This window comes from Streptococcus pseudopneumoniae, assembly GCF_001076775.1.
GTDB lineage: Bacteria > Bacillota > Bacilli > Lactobacillales > Streptococcaceae > Streptococcus > Streptococcus pseudopneumoniae_G.
The window spans coordinates 1-23,961 of record NZ_JVGV01000034.1; the positions used below are offsets into that span (position 1 = coordinate 1).

At 42.1% G+C, this 23,961-nt stretch carries 21 protein-coding genes and 1 riboswitch; of the genes, 17 read left to right on the forward strand and 4 right to left on the reverse strand.

Annotation, left to right across the window (positions count from 1 at the left end; all coding sequences use genetic code 11):
• Window positions 1-23: 23 nt before the first annotated feature.
• The 11 genes from ADJ60_RS11320 (at window position 24) to tig (ending at window position 11,905) form a co-directional block, all read left to right on the forward strand.
• Window positions 24-1,372, forward strand: a protein-coding gene (locus ADJ60_RS11320; protein ID WP_152907437.1) for an IS3 family transposase whose coding sequence is annotated in 2 segments (ribosomal slippage) — window positions 24-465 and window positions 465-1,372 — 1,350 coding nt in all. Because the reading frame shifts where the segments join, the coding sequence is not laid out codon by codon here.
• 119 nt (window positions 1,373-1,491) lie between these two features.
• Window positions 1,492-2,433 (forward strand): N-acetylmuramoyl-L-alanine amidase family protein, encoded by a 942-nt coding sequence (locus ADJ60_RS09705; protein ID WP_049544769.1) that lies wholly within the window; start codon window positions 1,492-1,494, stop codon window positions 2,431-2,433.
• 228 nt (window positions 2,434-2,661) lie between these two features.
• On the forward strand, window positions 2,662-3,540 hold the full coding sequence (gene mvk / locus ADJ60_RS09710; RefSeq protein WP_024057841.1) for a mevalonate kinase: 879 nt from the start codon (window positions 2,662-2,664) through the stop codon (window positions 3,538-3,540).
• A complete protein-coding gene (gene mvaD / locus ADJ60_RS09715; RefSeq protein ID WP_049544770.1) occupies window positions 3,522-4,475 on the forward strand; it encodes a diphosphomevalonate decarboxylase in 954 nt (317 codons plus the stop codon). Before mvk ends, mvaD begins: the two co-directional genes overlap by 19 nt.
• Window positions 4,462-5,469, forward strand: a complete 1,008-nt coding sequence (locus ADJ60_RS09720; protein WP_049544771.1) for a phosphomevalonate kinase — start codon at window positions 4,462-4,464, stop codon at window positions 5,467-5,469. Before mvaD ends, ADJ60_RS09720 begins: the two co-directional genes overlap by 14 nt.
• Window positions 5,453-6,463: a type 2 isopentenyl-diphosphate Delta-isomerase gene (gene fni, locus ADJ60_RS09725; RefSeq protein WP_049544772.1), complete on the forward strand. Its 1,011-nt coding sequence runs from the start codon at window positions 5,453-5,455 to the stop codon at window positions 6,461-6,463. Before ADJ60_RS09720 ends, fni begins: the two co-directional genes overlap by 17 nt.
• A 76-nt stretch (window positions 6,464-6,539) precedes the next feature.
• On the forward strand, window positions 6,540-7,238 hold the full coding sequence (gene liaF / locus ADJ60_RS09730) for a cell wall-active antibiotics response protein LiaF (protein ID WP_049544773.1): 699 nt from the start codon (window positions 6,540-6,542) through the stop codon (window positions 7,236-7,238).
• Window positions 7,235-8,233, forward strand: a complete 999-nt coding sequence (locus ADJ60_RS09735; RefSeq protein ID WP_049544774.1) for a sensor histidine kinase — start codon at window positions 7,235-7,237, stop codon at window positions 8,231-8,233. Before liaF ends, ADJ60_RS09735 begins: the two co-directional genes overlap by 4 nt.
• A gap of 10 nt (window positions 8,234-8,243) precedes the next feature.
• Window positions 8,244-8,876: a response regulator transcription factor gene (locus tag ADJ60_RS09740; protein WP_049544775.1), complete on the forward strand. Its 633-nt coding sequence runs from the start codon at window positions 8,244-8,246 to the stop codon at window positions 8,874-8,876.
• A gap of 339 nt (window positions 8,877-9,215) precedes the next feature.
• Window positions 9,216-10,400, forward strand: coding sequence for an N-acetylmuramoyl-L-alanine amidase family protein (locus tag ADJ60_RS09745; protein ID WP_049544776.1), 1,185 nt, complete (start codon window positions 9,216-9,218; stop codon window positions 10,398-10,400).
• Window positions 10,401-10,621: 221 nt separating this feature from the next.
• Window positions 10,622-11,905 (forward strand): trigger factor, encoded by a 1,284-nt coding sequence (gene tig / locus ADJ60_RS09750; RefSeq protein WP_049544777.1) that lies wholly within the window; start codon window positions 10,622-10,624, stop codon window positions 11,903-11,905.
• A gap of 47 nt (window positions 11,906-11,952) precedes the next feature.
• On the opposite strand, the gene ADJ60_RS09755 is transcribed toward tig, so the two are convergent.
• The 3 genes from ADJ60_RS09755 to rnhC form a co-directional block, all read right to left on the reverse strand.
• Window positions 11,953-14,319, reverse strand: a complete 2,367-nt coding sequence (locus ADJ60_RS09755; protein WP_049544778.1) for an ATP-dependent RecD-like DNA helicase — start codon at window positions 14,317-14,319, stop codon at window positions 11,953-11,955.
• 112 nt (window positions 14,320-14,431) lie between these two features.
• Window positions 14,432-15,046: a signal peptidase I gene (gene lepB / locus ADJ60_RS09760; RefSeq protein WP_004245100.1), complete on the reverse strand. Its 615-nt coding sequence runs from the start codon at window positions 15,044-15,046 to the stop codon at window positions 14,432-14,434.
• A gap of 3 nt (window positions 15,047-15,049) precedes the next feature.
• The gene (gene rnhC, locus ADJ60_RS09765) at window positions 15,050-15,931 is read right to left on the reverse strand and encodes a ribonuclease HIII (protein WP_000146881.1); all 882 of its coding nucleotides are present in this window, start codon (window positions 15,929-15,931) and stop codon (window positions 15,050-15,052) included.
• An 86-nt stretch (window positions 15,932-16,017) separates the two neighbouring features.
• Here rnhC and zapA point away from each other — a divergent pair, with 86 nt between their 5' ends.
• The 6 genes from zapA to ADJ60_RS09795 all read left to right on the forward strand — a co-directional run bounded on the left by zapA (window position 16,018) and on the right by ADJ60_RS09795 (window position 22,660).
• The gene (gene zapA, locus ADJ60_RS09770; protein ID WP_000002022.1) at window positions 16,018-16,320 is read left to right on the forward strand and encodes a cell division protein ZapA; all 303 of its coding nucleotides are present in this window, start codon (window positions 16,018-16,020) and stop codon (window positions 16,318-16,320) included.
• A complete protein-coding gene (locus ADJ60_RS09775) occupies window positions 16,317-16,865 on the forward strand; it encodes a CvpA family protein (RefSeq protein ID WP_049544779.1) in 549 nt (182 codons plus the stop codon). Before zapA ends, ADJ60_RS09775 begins: the two co-directional genes overlap by 4 nt.
• Before the next feature lie 102 nt (window positions 16,866-16,967).
• On the forward strand, window positions 16,968-19,304 hold the full coding sequence (locus tag ADJ60_RS09780) for an endonuclease MutS2 (RefSeq protein ID WP_049544780.1): 2,337 nt from the start codon (window positions 16,968-16,970) through the stop codon (window positions 19,302-19,304).
• Window positions 19,305-19,468: 164 nt separating this feature from the next.
• Window positions 19,469-19,557, forward strand: a riboswitch (glycine riboswitch).
• Window positions 19,558-19,647: 90 nt separating this feature from the next.
• Window positions 19,648-20,970, forward strand: coding sequence for an alanine/glycine:cation symporter family protein (locus ADJ60_RS09785; RefSeq protein WP_049544781.1), 1,323 nt, complete (start codon window positions 19,648-19,650; stop codon window positions 20,968-20,970).
• Between the two features lie 132 nt (window positions 20,971-21,102).
• Window positions 21,103-21,651 carry a carboxymuconolactone decarboxylase family protein gene (locus ADJ60_RS09790; protein WP_049544835.1) on the forward strand — a complete coding sequence of 183 codons (549 nt, stop codon included), beginning with the start codon at window positions 21,103-21,105 and terminating at the stop codon, window positions 21,649-21,651.
• Window positions 21,652-21,760: 109 nt separating this feature from the next.
• On the forward strand, window positions 21,761-22,660 hold the full coding sequence (locus ADJ60_RS09795) for a TDT family transporter (RefSeq protein ID WP_049544782.1): 900 nt from the start codon (window positions 21,761-21,763) through the stop codon (window positions 22,658-22,660).
• Between the two features lie 23 nt (window positions 22,661-22,683).
• On the opposite strand, the gene serS is transcribed toward ADJ60_RS09795, so the two are convergent.
• Window positions 22,684-23,958, reverse strand: a complete 1,275-nt coding sequence (gene serS / locus ADJ60_RS09800; RefSeq protein WP_049544783.1) for a serine--tRNA ligase — start codon at window positions 23,956-23,958, stop codon at window positions 22,684-22,686.
• Between the last annotated feature and the right edge of the window lie 3 nt (window positions 23,959-23,961).

The following is a 23,961-nucleotide window of genomic DNA, read 5'->3' on the forward strand; positions in this document are numbered from 1 at the left end:
CTAACTTTTGGGGTGTTTTTATTATGAAATTAACTTATGATGATAAAGTTCAGATCTATGAACTTAGAAAACAAGGATATAGCTTAGAGAAGCTTTCAAATAAATTTGGGATAAACAATTCTAATATTAGGTACATGATTAAATTGATTGATCGTTATGGAATAGAGTTCGTCAAAAAAGAAAAAAATCGTTACTATTCTCCTGAATTAAAACAAGAAATGATTGATAAAGTCCTACATGAAAACTGGTCTCAAGATAGAGTTTCTCTCGAATATGCTCTCCCAAATCGTGGTATGCTTCCAAATTGGATGGCACAATACAAGAAAAACGGGTATACTATTGTTGAGAAAACAAGAGGGAGAGTACCTAAAATGGGACGTAAACCAAAGAAGAAACCCGAAGAGATGACAGAGTTAGAACGACTTCAAGCAGAAAACGAGTATCTGAGAGCGGAGAATGCTGTCCTAAAAAAGTTGAGAGAACTCCGCTTGAAGGAGGAAAAAGAGAAAGAAGAAAGACAGAAATTGTTCAAGAATTAATCACTGATTTTTCGTTAGATATTCTTCTAAAAACCATTAAACTCGCTCGTTCGACCTACTACTATCATTTGAAACAGCTAGACAAACCAGATAAGGATCAAAAGCTTAAAGCTGAAATTCAAGCTATTTTTACCGAACAAAAAGGAAATTACGGCTATCGTCGAATCCATTTAGAATTAAGAAATCGTGGTTATGTGGTCAATCATAAAAGAGTTCAACGCTTGATGAAAGTGCTCAATTTACAAGCTAGAATCCGCAAGAAACGCAAGTATTCTTCTCATAAAGGAGATGTTGGCAAGAAAGCAGACAACCTTATTCAACGCCAATTTGAAGCAGCTAAACCAATGGAAAAGTGTTATACGGACGTGACAGAATTTGCCATTCCAGCAAGCGCTCAAAAGCTTTACTTATCACCAGTTTTAGATGGCTTTAATAGCGAAATTATCGCCTATAATCTTTCAACTTCACCCAACTTAGAACAAGTAAAAACAATGTTGGAACAAGCATTCACAGAGAAGCGCTACGAGAATACGATTCTCCATAGTGACCAAGGCTGGCAATATCAACACGATTCTTATCATCAGTTTCTAGAGGGTAAGGGAATTCAAGCATCCATGTCACGTAAAGGTAACAGCCCAGACAACGGCATGATGGAATCTTTCTTTGGTATTCTGAAATCGGAGATGTTTTATGGTTATGAGAAGTCATTTGAGTCGCTCAACCAATTGGAACAAGCCATTGTAGACTATATTGATTACTACAACAATAAACGAATTAAGGTAAAACTAAAAGGACTCAGTCCTGTGCAATACAGAACTAAATCCTTCGGATAAATTAATTGTCTAACTTTTTGGGGTCAGTACACAGTTTTGGAACTGCTTTTTATATGAGTTCTTTATATGTTGACATGCGATTTTGTATTTGCTACAATCAGTTATGGAGGATAGGTCTAATGAAAATAATAAAAAAATTGATGCCAATCGCATTAGCAGTCTTTTTCTTCGGTTTGCTAGCAACAAGTATAGTATTGGCGGATGATGCTGATTCAGAAGGCTGGCAATTTGTCCAAGAAAATGGTAGAACCTACTATAAGAAGGGTGAGATCAAAGAAAAGGCCTGGCGAGTGATTGATGGCAAGACCTATTATTTTGATCATGTATCAGGAGAAATGGTTGTCGGCTGGCAATATATCCCGTTTCCATCTAAAGGTAGTACAATTGGTCCTTACCCAAATGGTTTGAGATTAGAATCTATGCCAATGCCACAATGGTACTACTTTGGACAAGATGGTGTCTTACAAGAATTTGTTGGCAAGCAAGTTTTAGAGGCAAAAACTGCTACCAATACCAACAAACATCATGGGGAACAATATGATAGTCCAGCAGAGAAACGAGTCTATTATTTTGAAGATCAGCGTAGCTATCATACTTTAAAAACTGGTTGGGTTCATGATGAGGGACACTGGTATTATTTACAGAAGGATGGTGGCTTCGATGCTCGTATCAACAGTTTAACGGTTGGGGAGCTAGTGCGTGGTTGGACAAATGATAACTCAACTTGGTACTATCTAGATCCAACAACTGCTACAATGCAAACTGGTTGGAAACAACTTGGCAATAAGTGGTACTACCTCCGTTCATTAGGGGCTATGGCAACTGGTTGGTATCAGGAAGGCTCAACTTGGTATTATTTAGACCAGTCAAATGGAGATATGAAAACAGGCTGGCAATACCTCGGTAACAAGTGGTACTATCTCCGTTCATCAGGAGCTATGGCAACTGGCTGGTTCCAGGTCGGTAGTAAATGGTACTATGCTTATAGCTCAGGTGCCTTGGCAGTGAATACGACCGTAGATGGCTACTACGTCAACTATAATGGCGAATGGGTTCAATAATGAAAGAGGCGATTGTGAAGGAAACAATCGCTTTTTTTGTGAAAATATAATAGAATAGATAGGAGAGAATAAATACTTGTAGGAAAAAATAATACTCTTCGAAAATCAAATTCAAACCACGTCAGCGTCGCCTTACCGTACTCAAGTACAGCCTGCGGCTAGCTTCCTAGTTTGCTTTTTGATTTTCATTGAGTATGAGACGGCTTTTTCGTCTAGTAAAAGGAAAATATGACAAAAAAAGTTGGTGTCGGTCAGGCACATAGTAAGATTATTTTAATAGGGGAGCATGCGGTCGTTTACGGTTATCCTGCCATTTCTCTGCCTCTTTTGGAGGTGGAGGTGACTTGTAAGGTAGTTCCTGCTGACAGACCTTGGCGCCTCTATGAGGAGGATACCTTGTCCATGGCGGTGTATGCTTCACTTGAACATCTAAATATCAAGGATGCTTGCATTCGCTGTGAGATTGACTCGGCTATCCCTGAAAAACGGGGAATGGGTTCGTCAGCTGCTATCAGCATAGCGGCCATTCGTGCGGTATTTGACTACTATGAGGCTGATCTGCCTCATGATGTACTAGAAATCTTGGTCAATCGGGCGGAGATGATTGCCCATATGAATCCAAGTGGTTTGGATGCTAAGACCTGTCTCAGTGACCAACCTATTCGCTTTATTAAGAATGTAGGATTTACAGAGCTTGAGATGGATTTATCAGCTTATTTGGTAATTGCAGATACAGGCGTTTATGGTCACACTCGTGAAGCCATCCAAGTGGTTCAAAGTAAAGGGAAAGATGCCCTACCGTTTTTGCATGCCTTGGGAGAATTGACTCAGCAGGCAGAAGATGCAATTAGAGGAAAAGATGCTGAAGGACTGGGGAAAATCCTCAGTCAAGCGCATTTACACTTAAAAGAAATTGGTGTTAGTAGCCCTGAGGCAGACTCTTTGGTTGAAACGGCTCTTAACCATGGTGTTTTAGGTGCCAAGATGAGCGGTGGTGGGCTAGGAGGCTGTATTATCGCCTTGACAACCAATTTGACTCAAGCTCAAAAACTAGCAGAAAGATTAGAAGAGAAAGGAGCTGTTCAGACATGGATCGAGAGCCTGTAACAGTACGTTCCTACGCAAATATTGCTATTATCAAATATTGGGGAAAGAAAAAAGAGAAAGAGATGGTTCCTGCTACTAGCAGTATTTCTCTGACTTTGGAAAATATGTACACAGAGACGACCTTGTCGCCGCTACCGACAGATGCTACTGCTGATGCCTTTTATATCAATGGTCAGCTACAAAATGAGGCTGAGCATGCCAAGATGAGCAAGATTATTGACCGTTACCGTCCAGCTGGTGAGGGTTTTGTTCGTATTGATACTCAAAATAATATGCCTACGGCAGCGGGCCTATCTTCAAGCTCTAGTGGTTTGTCCGCCTTGGTCAAGGCTTGTAATGCTTATTTCAAGCTTGGTTTGGATAGAAGTCAGTTAGCACAGGAGGCTAAGTTTGCCTCAGGATCTTCTTCTCGGAGTTTTTATGGACCGCTAGGTGCCTGGGATAAGGATAGTGGGGAGATTTACCCTGTAGAGACAGACTTGAAATTAGCTATGATTATGTTGGTGCTAGAGGATAAGAAAAAACCAATCTCCAGTCGTGATGGAATGAAACTTTGTGTGGAAACCTCGACGACTTTTGATGACTGGGTGCGTCAGTCTGAGAAAGACTATCAGGATATGCTGGTTTATCTCAAGGAAAATGACTTTGCCAAGGTTGGGGAATTGACTGAGAAAAATGCCCTGGCTATGCACGCTACGACCAAAACAGCATCACCAGCCTTTTCTTATCTGACGGATGCATCTTATGAAGCTATGGACTTTGTCCGCCAGCTTCGTCAGCAAGGAGAAGCTTGCTACTTTACCATGGATGCTGGTCCCAATGTTAAGGTCCTTTGTCAGGAGAAAGATTTGGAGCATTTGTCAGAAATCTTCGGTCAACGTTATCGCTTGATTGTGTCAAAAACAAAGGATTTGAGCCAAGATGATTGCTGTTAAAACTTGTGGAAAACTCTATTGGGCAGGTGAATATGCTATTTTAGAGCCAGGGCAGTTAGCCTTGATAAAGGATATTCCCATCTATATGAAGGGCGAGATTGCTTTTTCTGAGAACTATCGTATCTACTCAGACATGTTTGATTTCGTAGTGGACTTGACGCCAAATCCTGCCTACAGCTTGATTCAAGAAACGATTGCTTTAGTGGAAGATTTCCTGACTTATCGAGGTCAAACTTTAAAACCTTTTTCTATAGAAATTCGAGGAAAAATGGAACGAGAAGGGAAAAAGTTTGGTCTGGGTTCTAGCGGTAGTGTCGTTGTCTTGGTTATCAAGGCTTTACTGGCTCTGTATGATGTTTCTGTTGATCAGGAGCTCTTGTTAAAGTTGGCTAGCGCTGTCTTGCTCAAGCGCGGAGACAATGGTTCTATGGGAGACCTTGCCTGTATTGTGGCAGAGGAATTGGTTCTCTACCAGTCATTTGATCGCCAGAAGGTGGCTGCTTGGTTGGAAGAAGAAAATTTGGCGACTGTTCTGGAGCGTGATTGGGGCTTTTCAATTTCACAAGTGAAACCAACTTTAGAATGTGATTTCCTAGTGGGATGGACCAAGGAAGTGGCTGTATCTAGTGACATGGTCCAGCAAATCAAGCAAAACATCAATCAGAATTTTTTAACTTCCTCAAAAGCAACAGTGGCTGCTTTGGTAGAAGCCTTGGAGCTGGGAAATGCAGAAAAAATTATCGAGCAAGTTGAAGTAGCAAGCAAGCTGTTAGAAGGCTTGAGCGCAGATATTTACACGCCTTCGCTTAGACAGTTGAAGGTAGCTAGTCAAGATTTGCAAGCTGTTGCCAAGAGTAGCGGTGCTGGTGGTGGTGATTGTGGTATTGCCTTGAGTTTTGATGAGCAATCAACTGAAACCATAAAAAACCGTTGGGCCGATCTGGGGATTGAGCTCTTATACCAAGAAAGGATAGGACATGACGACAAATCGTAAGGATGAGCACATCCGCTATGCCCTTGAGCAGAAAAGTTCCTATAATAGCTTTGATGAGGTGGAGTTGATTCATTCTTCTTTGCCTCTTTACGATCTGGATGAAATCAATCTATCGACAGAGTTTGCTGGTCGAAAGTGGGACTTTCCTTTTTATATCAATGCTATGACGGGTGGAAGCGATAAGGGAAGAGAAATCAATCAAAAGCTGGCTCAGGTGGCGGAAGCCTGTGGTATTTTATTTGTAACGGGTTCTTATAGCGCAGCCCTCAAAGATCCAGCAGATGACTCTTTTTCTGTCAAGTCTGATCATCCAAATCTCCTCCTTGGAACCAATATTGGATTGGACAAGCCTGTTGAGTTGGGACTGCAGGCTGTAGAAGAGATGAATCCTCTTCTACTGCAAGTGCATGTCAATGTTATGCAGGAATTGCTCATGCCAGAGGGAGAAAGAGAGTTTCGAAGCTGGCAATCGCATCTAGCAGATTATAGTAAGCAAATCCCCGTTCCTATTGTTCTCAAGGAAGTGGGCTTTGGAATGGATGTCAAGACCATCGAAAGAGCCTATGAACTGGGTGTTCGAACTGTTGACCTATCAGGTCGTGGTGGCACCAGCTTTGCTTATATCGAAAACCGTCGTAGTGGTCAACGTGATTACCTCAATCAATGGGGCCAGTCCACCATGCAAGCCCTTCTCAATACCCAAGACTGGAAAGACAAGGTCGAACTCTTGGTTAGTGGAGGGGTTCGAAATCCTCTGGATATGATTAAGTGCCTAGTCTTTGGTGCCAAAGCCGTGGGACTGTCTCGAACAGTTCTGGAATTGGTTGAAAGCTATTCGGTTGAGGAAGTGATTGGCATTGTCCAAGGCTGGAAAGACGATCTGCGTTTGATTATGTGTGCCCTTAATTGTGCCACCATAGCAGATTTGCAAAAAGTAAACTATCTTCTCTATGGAAAATTAAAAGAAGCAAAGGATCAGATGAAAAAGGCGTAACCACCGCCTTTTTTCCATCTTCAGACTGAGGTGACTTTTTTGAATTGTGATAAAATAGAAGGGAGAGGATGAACCTATGAGAAAATTTAAAGTCTTTTTATTTATCGAAGCCTGTCTTTTGACAGGAGCTCTGATTTTGATGGTATCAGAGCATTTTTTGCGTTTTCTGCTGATTCTATTCCTCTTTTTGCTTTTGATTCGCTATTACACTGGTAAAGAAGGCAATAATCTTCTTTTAGTGGTGGCAACCATTCTCTTCTTTTTCATCGTCATGCTCAATCCTTTTGTGATATTAGCTATTTTTGTTTCAGTTATTTATAGCCTCTTTCTTCTTTATCCGATGATGAATCAAGAAAAAGAGCAGATTAATTTGGTTTTTGAAGAGGTGGTAACGGTTAAGAAGGAGAAAAATCGTTGGTTTGGAAATCTCCATCATTTTTCAAGCTACCAGACTTGCCAGTTTGATGATATCAATCTCTTTCGCCTCATGGGCAAGGATACCATTCATCTGGAGAGGGTCATCTTAACCAATCACGATAATGTCATTATCCTCAGAAAGATGGTAGGTACGACCAAAATCATTGTGCCTGTAGATGTGGAAGTCAGTCTCAGCGTTAACTGTCTCTATGGTGATTTGACTTTCTTTAACCAGCCCAAGCGACCCCTCCGAAATGAACACTATCATCAAGAAACAAGAGACTACCTTAAGAGTAACAAGAGTGTCAAGATTTTCTTGACCACTATGATTGGAGATGTTGAGGTGGTTAGAGGATGAAAAAACAAGCCTATGTAATCATTGCTCTCACCTCCTTTATGTTTGTCTTATTTTTCTCTCACAGCTTAATGGACATCCTTGACTTTGACTGGTCTATTTTCCTGCATAATGTTGAAAAAACAGAAAAATTTGTCTTTTTGTTGTTGGTATTCAGCTTGTCCATGACCTGTCTTTTAGCCCTGTTTTGGCGAGGTGTGGAAGAGCTTTCTCTAAGAAAAATGCAGGCTAATCTTAAGCGTTTGTTGGCAGGGCAAGAAGTGGTTCAGGTTGCAGATCCAGATTTGGATGCCAGCTTTAAGTCCTTATCTGGCAAACTTAACCTCTTGACAGAAGCACTTCAAAAGGCTGAAAATCACAGTCTTGCTCAGGAAGAGGAAATCATCGAGAAAGAACGGAAGCGGATTGCTCGGGATTTGCACGATACAGTCAGTCAGGAGTTGTTTGCGGCCCACATGATTTTGTCAGGCGTCAGTCAGCAGGCTTTGAAATTGGATAGAGAAAAGATGCAGATCCAGTTGCAGAGTGTTACAGCCATCCTTGAAACAGCCCAGAAGGATTTGCGGGTCTTGCTCTTGCATTTGCGACCAGTTGAATTGGAACAGAAGGGCTTGATTGAAGGGATTCAAATTCTCCTAAAAGAGCTTGAGGACAAGAGCGATCTCAAGGTTAGTTTCAAGCAAAATGTGACGAAATTGCCCAAGAAAATCGAGGAGCATATCTTCCGCATCTTGCAGGAGTTGATCAGCAATACCCTCCGCCATGCCCAGGCCTCTTGTTTGGATGTCTATCTCTATCAGACGGATGTTGAATTGCAGCTGAAGGTGGTGGATAATGGGATTGGTTTCCAGTTGGGGAGCTTAGACGACTTGAGTTATGGACTTCGTAATATCAAGGAGCGGGTCGAAGATATGGCAGGGACGGTTCAGTTATTAACAGCTCCCAAGCAAGGACTGGCAGTTGATATCCGTATTCCCTTGTTAGGTAAGGAATCATAAAGGAGTAGAGATGAAAATTTTACTAGTAGATGACCATGAAATGGTCCGATTGGGCTTGAAAAGTTACTTTGACCTCCAAGACGATGTAGAAGTTGTGGGCGAGGCGGCAAACGGGTCTCAAGGTATTGACTTGGCCTTGAAACTGCGTCCAGATGTCATTGTCATGGATATCGTTATGCCTGAGATAAATGGAATTGATGCGACCTTGGCTATCCTCAAAGAATGGCCTGAAGCCAAGATTTTGATTGTGAGCTCTTATTTGGACAATGAAAAAATCATGCCCGTCTTAGATGCAGGTGCTCGTGGCTATATGCTCAAAACTTCTAGTGCGGACGAACTACTCCATGCCGTCCGTAAGGTGGCTGCTGGCGAGTTGGCTATTGAACAAGAGGTCAGCAAGAAGGTCGAATACCACTGCAATCACATAGAACTTCATGAGGACTTGACTGCGCGTGAGCGAGATGTACTTCAACTCATTGCCAAGGGCTACGAAAATCAGCGCATCGCTGATGAACTTTTTATCTCTCTCAAGACGGTCAAGACCCATGTGTCCAACATCCTAGCCAAGCTGGAAGTCAGTGATCGTACCCAGGCAGCAGTCTATGCCTTTCAGCATCACTTGGTAGGGCATGAGGACTTTTAATAGATATGTAAAAATAATATTGGAGAAGTGACTGAACCTAGTATCAAAGAAGCGAGTAAGTACCTCTAGCACGATAAAATATTTTTTTCACAATGTTTTATGTTATTTGTTGACATTCATTTTATAGGGGAGTAAAATGAAGCTAAAGATAACTAAAGTAATGTAGTATTTATCAAAGGATATATAAAATCCAAAAGGAGGTTAGAATCATGTCTCCGTAAATTATTAAAATAAGGTCACTAGAGCGTTAAGGACTTTATTTCATCTCTTTAAGAGTGTTATAAAAAAGATGGTTAAACTAACTCTATCTCTCAGTTTCAATTCGTGGAGGAAATGGCTATGAAAAAATCTAAATTACTCACACTTGGTTTGCTTGCAGGTGCTGGCCTACTATTGTCTATCAATCAAGTACAGGCTGCAGATACTTGGGTAAAAAATGGCGCTGACTGGAATCTTTCTCAAGATGGAAGCTTAGCTAAAAGTAAATGGGTGCAAAATGCTGGCTCTTGGTATCACTTCGATAGCGCTGGTAAAATGCAGACAGGCTGGCTCAAAGACGGAAATACATGGTATTCCCTAGCAGATAGTGGTGCTATGCGCACTGGCTGGTACAAGGAAGGTAACACCTGGTACTCATTAGCTAATAGTGGCGCTATGCGTACTGGCTGGTACAAAGAAGGCAACACATGGTACTATCTTCATTTTAGTGGTTCTATGATGACAGGTTGGGAGTGCATAAATGGTGATTGGTATTATTTTGAACAATCAGGTGCAATGGCCTCTGATAGAGTTGTAAATTCTAGTGATGGAACAGGCTATATTCTCAGCAAGGATGGACATATGTTCACTTTACAAGATAGCCCTTATAAACATGATGATATTGTTCGTTTAGGCGATGGATATGAATATCTGATTAAAGCAAAATATGATGGGAATAAATTTACTGATGTTATAGTGGCTAAAAACACTTGGTATGTCAAACCTGAGTTCAAGAAGTTTTCCGACAAATATGGGGATCATGTTGCAAATACAATCTTAGCTTTAGTAGATAATAAAGAAGAAGGACAAGAAATTGATCCTAAAGCTGTTATTCGTAATTTCCAAAATCTGCCAGGTCGATATTACTTTGGAGCAGATGGTCGTAGAGTATTACCACTTCCAGAGATGACAACTAGATCAGAAATCAAAAAAGTTGGCAATGATCTTTATCTAGAAGACCCAGGTGTACGACTTAGACTTCCGTCTACTTACTTCACAATCAATAACAATAAACTATACTATTTAGAAAATGAACAAGGTAAGCTTAAAACAGGTTACTTTGTACTGATTGATGATGGAGCAACCACTACTCACTATCACATTCTAGCCTATGCGGATCAATCCGGTGAGATTCTTAAGATGAAACGCTTGCCATCAGGAGTTAGAGATTATCTTGACAAAGAAATCGATGGTTTCTATGGTCAAAAAATTAAGATTGAATCTCCACACTCAAACGAATATTACAAAGTGGTTGTGGTTAAATAAGAAAAACGAATCGCCTAATGAGGGATGTATGGGCGATTCGTTTTTTAACTGTAATCAGCCACTACTGAATACCTTTTATAAGATTATATTTGAATTCTAAAGAAAATTAAGAAGAAACCATACTTCCAGCAGGATTGAAAAGCGCATTCATTACTTGAAAAAAGTCGCCCATTTATGTTATAATAGACTGTATTTAAAAAATTTTAAGGAGAAATGACAGAATGTCTGTATCATTTGAAAACAAAGAAACAAACCGTGGTGTCTTGACTTTCACTATCTCTCAAGACCAAATCAAACCAGAATTGGATCGTGTCTTCAACTCAGTGAAGAAATCTCTTAATGTTCCAGGTTTCCGTAAAGGTCACCTTCCACGTCCTATCTTCGACAAAAAATTTGGTGAAGAGTCACTTTACCAAGACGTTATGAACGCTCTTTTGCCAAATGCTTATGAAGCAGCTGTAAAAGAAGCTGGTCTTGAAGTGGTTGCTCAACCAAAAATTGACGTAACTTCAATGGAAAAAGGTCAAGACTGGGTTATCACTGCTGAAGTCGTTACAAAACCTGAAGTAAAATTGGGTGACTATAAAAACCTTGAAGTATCAGTAGATGTTGAAAAAGAAGTAACTGACGCTGACGTTGAAGAGCGTATCGAACGCGAACGCAACAACTTGGCTGAATTGGTTATAAAGGAAGCTGCTGCTGAAAACGGCGACACTGTTGTCATCGACTTTGTTGGTTCTATCGACGGTGTTGAATTTGACGGTGGAAAAGGTGAAAACTTCTCACTTGGACTTGGTTCAGGTCAATTCATCCCTGGTTTCGAAGACCAATTGGTAGGTCACTCAGCTGGTGAAACTGTTGATGTTATCGTAACATTCCCAGAAGACTACCAAGCAGAAGACCTTGCAGGTAAAGAAGCTAAATTCGTGACAACTATCCACGAAGTAAAAGCGAAAGAAGTTCCAGCTCTTGACGATGAGCTTGCAAAAGACATCGATGAAGAAGTTGAAACACTTGCTGAATTGAAAGAAAAATACCGCAAAGAATTGTCTGAAGCTAAAGAAGAAGCTTACAAAGATGCCGTTGAAGGTGCAGCAATTGATAAAGCTGTAGAAAACGCTGAAATCGTAGAACTTCCAGAAGAAATGATCCACGAAGAAGTTCACCGTTCAGTAAATGAATTCCTTGGAAACTTGCAACGTCAAGGTATCAACCCTGACATGTACTTCCAAATCACTGGAACTACTCAAGAAGACCTTCACAAACAATACGAGGGAGAAGCTGAGTCACGTACGAAGACTAACCTTGTTATCGAAGCAGTTGCGAAAGCTGAAGGATTTGACGCTTCAGAAGAAGAAATCCAAAAAGAAATCGAGCAATTGGCAACAGACTACAACATGGAAGTTGCTCAAGTACAAAGCTTGCTTTCAGCTGATATGTTGAAACACGATATCACAATCAAAAAAGCTGTTGAATTGATCACAAGCACAGCAACAGTTAAATAATCTTAATAAACAAAAATCCCACCTGAATTGGTGGGTTTTCTTGTGTACTATTTTCCAAAAATCTCTTTGAGATCTGCGTCTGTAATCCCAATCATGGCGGGGATGCTGTCCCAGTTTTCTTCGGTTAGGATGTAGGATGGTTCAGAGGCGCTTGATGTGGCTGTTTCAGAGACAGCTGGTTGCTTTTCTTCAACATTCTCCAATAAATCACTGAAGCGTTCAATCAGATAGGTTTTTCGGGCAGTTCCGATGTGTTGGGTGGCATAGTCGAAGGCCTGTAATTCGCCTAGTAAGATAAGCTTGCTTTTGGCGCGTGTAATAGCTGTATAGATGAGATTGCGCTCCAGCATACGTCGGCTAGCACTGGTGATAGGTAAGATGACAACAGGAAACTCACTTCCCTGGGATTTATGGATACTCATGGCATAGGCCAAGCGAATCTTGTACCATTCGTTACGTGGGTAAGAGACCTCGTTGCCATCAAAATCAATGACAATCTCATCTTGTTTCGACTCGGTGTATTTACCAGGAATCAGGTTTGTGATAGCTCCTAAATCTCCATTAAAGACATTGATTTCAGCATCGTTGACCAAGTGAATGACCTTGTCGCCCTTGCGATAGTGACACTGGGGAGCCTCAAAACTGAGTTGATCTTTTTGTGGTGGGTTCAGAAGGTCTTGCATGAGCTGGTTGATGGCATCAATCCCTGCTGCCCCTCGGTACATGGGAGCCAGAACTTGGATATCACGGGCAGGGATGCCACTTCTGAGGGCAGCGCCTAAGATTTTCTCAATGGTGGCAGGAATATGACCGCTAGCAATTTCAAAGTAGGAACGGTCTGCTTTTTTCTGGGTAAAATCAGCTGGCAAGATGCCCTGTCGAATTTGACTAGCTAGGGTGACGATGGTTGATTCTTCGCTTTGCCGATAAATTTTTTCCAAGCGAGTCTGAGGGATCAAAGGAATATGAAGGAGATCCGCTAGAACTTGTCCGGGACTAACAGACGGTAGTTGGTCGCTGTCGCCCACGATGAGGATTTTACTGTTAGAAGAGATGTTGGAGAAGAGTTGGTTGGCCAGCCAAGTATCCACCATAGAAAATTCATCCACGATGATAAAGTCGGCATCCAGATAATCTTCCAGATGACTGATATCATCGTCACCCGTCATTCCCAAATGGCGGTGTATAGTAGCGCTAGGCAAACCTGTCAATTCATTCATGCGCCGAGCCGCTCGACCAGTTGGTGCAGCGAGAAGAATCGGCAGGTTGCTTTTTTTCCTGAGATCAAGTCCTTCTAAAAGTGCATAAACAGCGATAATTCCATTGATAACAGTTGTCTTACCTGTACCAGGCCCACCTGTTAGAATAAAGATCTTGTTCTGGATAGCGTCGCAAATAGCCTGTTTTTGGATGCTATCATACTTAATACCCAGTTCTTCCTCAACACTAGCGATATGCTTTTGAACGGTTTTCAAATCTTGACTTTGTTTCTTTCCTTTTTCAAGGATACGAACCAAGTGACTGCGAATGCCTTCTTCGGCGAAAAAGAGGCTATTATCAAAGATTTTGGTATCAATCTGCTGAACCTTGTCTTCTTCGATCAGGTAGGAGAGTTCTTGGGCTACTTGGCTGGGATCTAGTTCCACGGGACGGGAAGACTCAAGGAGATTAAGGGTTTGTTCTAGCAAATCTCGTGCTTCAACATAGGTATCCCCTGTTTCCATACAGGCCTGAAAAAGACTGTGAACTAGACCGGCGCGGAAGCGTTCAGGAGCCTGACTTTCGATACCTAGTTCTTCCGCTAATTGGTCAGCAATGGTAAAGCCCAAGCCCTTGATATCCTCGACTAACTGGTAGGGATAATTTTCAACCACATCAAGGGTTTCTTCCTTGTAAAAGTCTTGAATCTGAAAGGCTAATTTATTGGGAATGCCGTAGTTGGCTAGTTTGGCTAAAACCATCTCTGTTCCGTAGTTGAGACGAAGAGTGGATACGAAAGCCTCGCGATTTTTGGCAGAGAGTCCTGAGATGCCTTCTAGCTTTTCTGGGTGTTGCAGAATTTCGTCAATGGTATTGTCACCATAGGTGTCCACGATTTTCTGAGCTGTCTTGAGACCAATTCCCTTGAAATGGCTACTTGAAAAGTACTTAACCAATCCCTTGCTAGTTGGTTTTGCACGTTCATAACGGCTGATTTGCAGTTGTTCCCCATACTTGGAGTGCTGGACAATTTGCCCCCAAAAAGTATAGTCTTCGCCTTCAATTACGTCAGCCATGGTTCCTGTTACAATGATTTCAAAATCATCAAAATCCTCTGCGTCCGTATCGTCGATTTCTAGGAGGAGGATACGATAAAAATTGCTGGGATTTTCAAAAATAATCCGTTCAATGGTTCCTGAAAAATAAACTTCCATAAGATTCCTTTGCATAAATAGGTGAGAGTTAGGGGTATTATAATCAATAAATGATTACTTCTCACGATAGAAGAAGAGGCTGAGATTCTTGATTCTCGGCCTCTTAGGTCTCTTAAAATGTTCCGATACGGGTGATTGGCCAGAAGCGGAATTTAGCTTCCCCTGTGATATCTTTTGCCTTGAAGGTACCTACGTGGCGACTGTCGCTCGAAACCAAGCGGTCGTCTCCAAGGAGAAGGTATTCTCCTTCTGGAACAGTAAAGCTAAAGTTGGTGTTGTAGTTGACATCAACTGTGAAGGCTTGAGCTTTTTCAGCGATACTTCTAAAGAAAGTTCCTTTATTTCCTTCAAATCCCTTGCCTGAGTAGGTGCTTTGGAGTTTGTCATCCTTGAAGCGTTTGATATAGTCAGCTAGGTAAGGTTCATCTGTCTCTTTGTCATTGATGTAAAGTTTATCATTTTCGTAACGAATGGTATCACCAGGCATTCCGATGACACGTTTGACAATGTCCTTATTACCATCTTCCTCATGGGCAACCACGATATCAAAACGGTCAATAGGGAGGTGTTTGACGACAAAGAGGATTTCGCCATCCGCTAGGGTAGGATCCATGGAATGCCCTTCTACGCGAACATTGCTCCAAAAAAAGATACGACTTAAAGCTAGTAATGACAGAATTAGGAGGAACAATCCCCACTCTTTTAAGAAATTTTTAAATGAATTCATAACTTACCTTTCTAAGCGTTTTTTCGCTTTTTCAGTATTTTTAAAGTGCAGTTTGGCGCAGAAATTGAGTCCCTGCATTCCATAGGCCTGCAAAATCTGGCTAGCAACCTTATCAGAAGCCGTTCCAGCTCCACTTGGAAGTTGATAGCCCAGCTCTCGTCCCAGATTTTCAAGATTTTCTAGAAAGAGATCACGCGCAATGATAGAAGAAACTGCGACAGCCAAGTATTTACCCTCAGCCTTTTCTTCTAAGCTGATCGGATTGCTGAAACGATTGGCCTCTTGTGCCAAGTACTTGTCATAATTTTTAGCACTGGTAAAGGCATCAATCACAATTTTCTCAGGCTGAATGCCTTTTTGAAGAAGGAGATAGATAGCCTGGTTATGGAGGGCTACCTTAACCGAAACAGCGTTGTAGCGGTCTCCGATGACCTCGTTGTACTTGCTTGGTGAGAGAAGCAGTGCCTGGTGCTGGATTTTTTCTTTGAGGATAGGGGCAATCTGACGGATCTTTTGGTCGGTCAGTGTCTTGGAATCCCCCACACCTAGTTTTCGCAAGAAGTCATGCTGGTCAGGTGTGACAAAGGAAGCCACAACTGCAAGTCCACCAAAGTAGGAACCATTTCCAACCTCATCCGTCCCAATCAAAGGGAGATTTTGTCCGCTGGTTTGCCCTACAACTTGATAGCCAAAGAAACGAGCGTATTTCTCAGCTCCTTCACCCTGAAGCAAGACCTTTCCAGAAGTATAGATAGAAACGGTTGCTTGAGGCAGTTTCAAAAAATAGCGAATATAGGGGTTTTTACTGGGAGCCAGACTGGTTTGATAGTGTTCAAGAAAAGCCTGAATCTCCTTTTCGCTTGGTGTGAGTGTTATACTTGCCATAGTTTCTATTGTACCATAAAAGCAGATAAATTTGTAAAAACTGACAAAATTAGCGAATTTTGGTATAATATCGTGAGGTGAATTTTATGGCAAATCTAAATCGATTCAAATTTACATTCGGGAAAAAATCATTAACCTTGACAACCGAGCATGATAACCTTTTTATGGAGGAAATCGCCAAGGTTGCGACAGAAAAATACCAAGCAATTAAAGAACAAATGCCTAGTGCAGATGATGAAACGATTGCTCTTTTGTTGGCAGTCAACTGTTTGTCAACTCAACTCAGCCGTGAGATTGAATTTGACGATAAGGAGCAAGAATTAGAAGAACTCCGTCACAAGCTTGTGACTTGCAAGCAAGAACAGAGCAAGATTGAGGATTCCTTATGATTTCACTCTTTCTTATATTGGTCTTGGCTTGGGGATTTTATATCGGCTATCGGAGAGGCCTGCTCTTACAGGTTTATTACCTGATTTCAGCCATGGCATCAGCTTTTGTGGCTGGCCAGTTTTATAAGGGGCTAGGAGAGCAATTTCATTTGCTGGTCCCTTATGCAAATCCGCAGGAAGGTCAGGGAACTTTCTTTTTCCCATCGGATCAACTCTTTCAGTTGGATAAGGTCTTTTACGCAGGAATCGGCTACTTGCTTGTATTTGGGATAGTCTATAGCATCGGTCGTTTGCTTGGTCTCCTCTTACACTTGATTCCTAGTAAAAAATTGGGTGGCAAGTTGTTCCAAGTTTCAGCAGGTATCTTATCCATGTTGGTGACCTTATTTGTCTTGCAGATGGCTTTGACAATCTTGGCGACCATTCCCATGGCAGCTATACAAAATCCTCTTGAAAAGAGTATCGTCGCAAAACACATCATCCAGAGCATACCAGTAACCACTAGTTGGCTCAAACAAATCTGGGTGACAAATTTAATCGGATAAAAAGGGCAGGAATTTTCCTAGCCCTTTGTTTACAGATTGACTCGAATCTATCAGAATGTAAAAAGCTACCACACCTAGACATTCAAAGACAAGGAAATAAAGATGAACAAGAAAATATTAGAAACATTAGAGTTCAATAAGGTCAAGGCCTTGTTTGAACCTCATTTGTTGACCGAGCAGGGCTTGGAGCAATTGAGACAGCTGGCTCCGACTGCCAAAGCAGATAAAATCAAACAGGCTTTTGCTGAGATGAAGGAAATGCAGGCTCTTTTTGTTGAGCAACCGCATTTTACCATTCTTGCAACCAAGGAAATTGCAGGAGTCTGCAAGCGGTTGGAGATGGGAGCAGACCTCAATATTGAGGAGTTCCTACTCTTGAAGCGCGTGCTTCTGTCTAGCCGAGAGCTGCAAAGTTTTTATGCTAATCTGGAAAATGTCAACTTGGAAGAATTAGCCCTTTGGTTTGAGAAATTACATGATTTTCCGCAATTACAAGGAAATCTCCAAGCCTTTAATGATGCAGGTTTCATTGAAAATTTTGCCAGTGAAGAATTGGCGTGCATCCGCAGAAAAATCCATGATAGTGAGAGTCAGGTACGCGATGTTTTACAGGATCTGCTCAAGCAAAAAGCGCAGATGTTGACGGAAGGGATTGTTGCCAGCAGAAATGGCCGTCAGGTTTTACCAGTTAAAAACACCTACCGCAATAAGATTGCAGGTGTCGTTCATGATATTTCTGCCAGCGGAAACACCGTCTATATCGAACCCCGTGAGGTGGTCAAACTGAGCGAAGAAATTGCCAGTTTACGAGCAGATGAGCGCTATGAAATGCTTCGCATTCTCCAAGAAATTTCTGAACGTGTCCGCCCTCATGCGGCTGAAATTGCCAATGATGCTTGGATTATCGGCCATCTGGACTTGATTCGTGCCAAGGTTCGCTTTATTCAAGAAAGGCAAGCAGTCGTTCCTCAGCTGTCAGAAAATCAGGAAATTCAACTGCTCCATGTATGCCATCCTCTGGTCAAAAATGCCGTTGCAAATGATGTCCATTTTGGTCAAGATTTAACAGCGATTGTCATTACAGGTCCCAATACAGGTGGGAAGACCATCATGCTTAAAACTCTGGGATTGACGCAGGTTATGGCTCAGTCTGGTTTGCCGATTTTAGCAGACAAGGGAAGTCGTGTTGGTATTTTTGAAGAAATCTTTGCCGATATTGGAGATGAGCAATCTATTGAACAGAGCTTGTCTACCTTTTCTAGCCATATGACCAATATTGTGGATATTCTTGGCAAGGTCAATCAACATTCGCTCTTGCTCTTGGATGAGTTGGGGGCTGGTACAGATCCCCAAGAGGGAGCTGCCCTTGCCATGGCTATTCTGGAAGACCTTCGCCTGCGTCAAGTCAAGACCATGGCTACGACTCATTATCCAGAACTCAAGGCCTATGGTATTGAGATAACCTTTGTGCAAAATGCCAGCATGGAGTTTGATACAGCAACTCTTCGCCCGACCTATCGCTTTATGCAGGGTGTTCCTGGTCGAAGCAATGCCTTTGAAATTGCCAAACGTTTAGGACTATCTGAAGTTATCGTAGGAGATGCTAGCCAGCAGGTCGATCAGGACAATGATGTCAACCGGATTATTGAGCAACTGGAAGAGCAGACGCTTGAAAGTCGTAAACGCTTGGACAATATCCGTGAGGTGGAGCAAGAAAATCTCAAGATGAACCGTGCTCTAAAAAAACTTTACAACGAGCTCAATCGTGAAAAGGAAACCGAGCTTAATAAGGCGCGTGAACAGGCTGCTGAGATTGTGGACATGGCCCTAAGCGAAAGTGACCAGATTCTTAAGAATCTTCATAGTAAATCTCAACTCAAGCCCCACGAAATTATTGAAGCCAAGGCCAAGTTGAAAAAATTGGCTCCTGAAAAAGTGGACTTGTCTAAAAACAAGGTCCTTCAAAAGGCCAAGAAAAAACGAGCTCCAAAGGTGGGAGATGATATCGTGGTTCTCAGTTATGGACAGCGTGGTACCTTGACCAATCAACTCAAGGACGGCCGCTGGGAAGCCCAAGTCGGCTTGATCAAGATGACCTTGGAAGAGAAAGAGTTTGACCTTGTTCAAGCCCAGCAAGAAAAGCAAGTCAAGAAGAAACAGGTCAATGTTGTGAAACGAACTTCTAGTCGTGGTCCACAAGCCAGACTGGACCTTCGAGGCAAACGCTATGAAGAGGCCATGAATGAGCTAGATGCTTTTATCGACCAAGCCTTGCTTAATAATATGGCTCAGGTTGATATCATCCATGGTATCGGAACAGGTGTCATCCGTGAAGGTGTTACCAAATACCTACAAAGAAATAAACATGTCAAGAGTTTCGGCTATGCCCCACAAAATGCTGGAGGCAGTGGCGCAACTATTGTGACCTTTAAAGGATAAGAAATATTTCGGACTTTATACAGTAAAAATTGTTGAATTAAGTTTTACTAATAAACACATTGACAAAAGCCAACATTTTTTGTAAAATAAGAATCAATTAAATACCAACACCGAATGAAGTTTAATAGAAGTGGGGAATCGTTTGATTTTCCATGACTGTAAATGGACGGAACTCTGGAGAGACCGTAAAGGCACCGAAGGGGCAAGGCAGGCAACTGCTCAAACTCTCAGGTAAAAGGACAGAGCTAGGATAGACCGCTTTTTAGCATTTATCTAAGCATTCCAGAGTACATGTATCTTGCATGTGCTCTTTCTTTTGGGGTTGAAAAGATAGGAGAAGGAAATGTTAGAATTGCTTAAATCAATCGATGCTTTTGTTTGGGGCCCACCCCTCTTAATTTTATTGGTCGGAACAGGGATTTACCTAACTGCCCGTCTAGGACTCTTGCAGGTTTTGCGTTTGCCCAAGGCCTTCCAGCTTATTTTTACCAAGGATAAGGGGCATGGAGATGTATCCAGTTTTGCGGCCTTGTGTACAGCACTCGCAGCGACAGTTGGTACGGGAAATATTATCGGGGTGGCGACGGCTATCAAGGTTGGTGGACCAGGAGCTCTCTTTTGGATGTGGATGGCTGCTTTCTTTGGGATGGCTACCAAGTATGCGGAAGGATTACTAGCTATCAAATACCGCACTAAGGACGACCATGGTGCAGTAGCGGGAGGTCCCATGCACTATATTCTTCTAGGGATGGGAGAAAAGTGGCGACCACTTGCTATCTTTTTTGCCCTGGCAGGTGTGCTAGTAGCTTTATTGGGGATCGGAACCTTCACCCAGGTCAACTCGATTACAGAATCTATCCAAAATACAACGGCTATTTCACCAGCCATCACAGCTCTTGTGTTGTCTGTATTTGTAGCGATTGCTGTCTTTGGTGGACTCAAGTCCATCTCTAAGGTGTCAACTACTGTTGTTCCTTTTATGGCTATCATCTATATTTTAGGAACTCTTACAGTTATTTTCTTTAATATTGGGAAAATCCCTGCCACAATCGCTTTAATCTTGACATCAGCATTTAGTCCTGTTGCTGCGGTAGGTGGATTTGCCGGTGCTAGCATTCGAATGGCTATTCAAAATGGTGTAGCGCGTGGTGTGTTCTCGAACGAATCTGGTCTGGGTTCGGCTCCCATTGCAGCTGCTGCGGCCAAGACAAATGAACCGGTAGAGCAAGGCTTGATTTCCATGACAGGAACCTTTATTGACACCCTCATTATCTGTACTCTGACTGGTTTGACCATCTTGGTGACTGGTGTTTGGAGTGGTGATTTGAATGGAGTTGCTTTGACTCAGTCAGCCTTCTCAACAGTCTTTTCACACTTTGGACCTGCCCTCTTAACAATCTTCCTTGTACTCTTTGCCTTCACGACAATTCTAGGTTGGAACTATTACGGGGAACGTTGTTTTGAGTTTCTCTTTGGGGTTCGCTTTATCTGGCTCTACCGTGTGGTCTTTGTACTCATGGTCTTGTTGGGAGGATTTATCGAGTTGGATATGGTTTGGATTATCGCAGATATCGTTAACGCCTTGATGGCTCTACCAAACTTGATTGCCCTCTTAGTCTTGTCGCCGGTCGTTATTGCTGAAACTAAAAAGTATTTTGACAAATAATGAAATCACACAGCTCGTGTGATTTTTTTGCTTTCATAAAAAATTTCTATCAGTGTAATTTAAAATATATATTATACATGGTATAGAATCTGTGATAGACTAGGTTTCAACAAAATGAAAAGAGGTTTTATGATGACAACATTTACTATTCATACAGTCGAATCAGCTCCAGCAGAAGTGAAAGAAGTTCTTGAAACAGTAGAAAAAGATAACAATGGCTATATTCCTAACCTAATTGGTCTCTTGGCTAATGCACCGACTGCTTTAGAAGCCTACAGAACTGTCGGAGCTATCAACCGTCGCAACAGCCTGACACCTGTTGAGCGCGAAGTGGTGCAAATCACGGCAGCTGTGACCAATGGTTGTGCCTTCTGTGTCGCAGGTCATACCGCCTTTTCAATCAAACAAATCCAGATGAATGATGATCTGCTTCAAGCCCTTCGCAATCGTACTCCAATTGAAACAGATCCTAAATTGGACACCCTAGCTAAGTTTACCTTGGCAGTTATCAATACCAAGGGTCGTGTAGGAGATGAAGCCTTGACTGAGTTTTTAGAAGCTGGCTACACCCAACAAAATGCCTTGGATGTAGTTCTGGGTGTCAGTCTAGCAAGCCTCTGTAACTATGCTAACAATCTAGCCAATACACCAATTAATCCAGAATTGCAACCTTATGCTTAATTCATATCTGAGTAAAATGAAGTCTGAAATAATCGGACTTCGTTTTTTTAAGTCCTCATTTAAGCGCTTTTATGCTATACTGAAACTAACATGATTATTGGAGGTTAGGATGAAAAAACTCCCCTTGGTATTTTCTGGTTGTTTGCTAGGTTTGGCAGGAGCTGGAAATCTTATTTTAGATACGTTGCCGGTTCTGTCCTATCTATTGAGTCTGACAGGTTTGGTTTTGTGGCTCTTTTTTCTGCTTCTTCATCTCTTTAATTGGAAAGAAACAAAGCAAGAATTGACCAAGCCTCCTCTTTTGTCAGGAATGGCGACCTTTCCCATGGCTGGGATGATTTTATCGACTTATGTCTTTCGAGTCTTCCCTCATTTCCCTTTGGTAGCGCAAGGACTTTGGTGGTTTTCATTTCTCTTGGATTTGTTCTTGATTGCTGGTTTCACCATTAAATTTGCCTATCCGGGGCGGAGGGTTCATGCGACTCCTAGCTGGACGGTTCTCTATGTGGGGATAGCAGTAGCAGCCTTGACCTATCCTCTTGTAGGTATCATCGAAATTGCCTATGCGACCTTGAGTTTTGGTTTTCTCCTAACCTTCTATCTCTATCCCCTTATTTATAGCGATTTAAAGAAACATCCGCTCCCACTAGCCTTGCTTGGGCAAGAAGGAATCTACTGTGCTCCTTTCTCTCTACTCTTGGCTTCTCTGGTTCGGGTTGGAGGAGCCAGCCTACAAACCTGGGTCTTGATTGTCATGATCTTGCTTTCTCAATCCTTCTTTTTCTTTGTTTTGACTCGCCTGCCCAATATTTTAAAACAAGGCTTTCAACCAGCCTTTTCAGCCCTCACCTTCCCGACCATTATCACAGCTACTTCGCTTAAGATGGCTCAGGGAATCTTGAAACTTCCATTTTTGGATTATTTGGTAGTGGCTGAAACTGTTATTTGCCTAATCATTTTGCTCTTTGTATTAGGTGCTTATTTGATTTGGTTACGAAAAAAGGTCTAGCTAGAAATAGCTAGGCCTTATTTTTATGGTTTGATAACTTCAGCGTCACCCATGTATGGACGAAGAACTTCTGGGATGGTCACAGAACCATCTGCATTTTGGTAGTTTTCAAGAATAGCAGCCACTGTACGTCCAACTGCAAGTCCAGAACCGTTCAAGGTATGGAGCAATTTCACCTTGCCATCTGCTTCATCACGGTAACGGATTTGGGCACGACGGGCTTGGAAATCTTCTGTGTTTGAACAGCTTGAAATTTCACGGTAGGTATTTTGTGCTGGAATCCAAACTTCCAAGTCGTAAGTTTTAGCAGCTGAGAAGCCCATATCTCCTGTAGAGAGAGCAACGACACGATATGGAAGGTTGAGTTTTTGAAGGATATTTTCAGCGTTGGCTGTCATTTTTTCCAATTCTTCGTAAGATTCTTCTGGCTTGGCAAATTTAACCATTTCAACCTTGTGGAATTGGTGCAAACGAATCAAGCCACGAGTATCACGACCAGCAGAACCAGCCTCGGAACGGAATGATGGGCTCATAGCAGTAAAGTAGATTGGCAGGTCTTTACCATCAAGGATTTCATCACGGTAGTAGTTTGTCAGAGGAACTTCAGCTGTAGGGATAAGGACATAATTGCTATCGCTGAGTTCAAAAGTATCTTCCTTGAATTTTGGATATTGACCAGTCCCAAACATAGAATCATGGTTAACCATGTAAGGTGTGATGACTTCTGTATAGCCTTCTTTTCCATGTTCATCCAACATAAAGTTGTAGATGGCACGTTCCAAACGAGCGCCGAGACCTTTATAGAAGAGGAAGCGAGCTCCTGTTACCTTACCCCCACGTTCCCAGTCAAGGATGCCAAGGTCTTCACCCAGATCCCAGTGAGCTTTTGGCTCGAAATCGAACTCGCGTGGAGTACCCCAACGGCGAACTTCCACGTTGTCATCTTCATCAGCTCCAACAGGAACGCTGTCAGCTGGGATGTTTGGAAGAGTAGTAGTAAATTCTGTCAATTTAGCATCGATTTCTGCCAATTCAGCATCCAAGGCTTTAACCTCAGCAGATAGATTCTGCATGGCAGCAATCTTGTCATCTGCATTTTCCTTGTTGCGCTTAGCTTGGGCAATCTCAGCTGAAACTGTGTTACGTTCAGCCTTGAGAGTTTCAACCTTGACTAAAATATCACGACGTTTAGCATCGATTTCTTTCATCTCGTTTAAGACAGCAGCATCTACACCACGTGTAGCCAATTTTCCTGCGACAGAATCAAAGTCTGTACGAATACGTTTGATATCTAACATAAG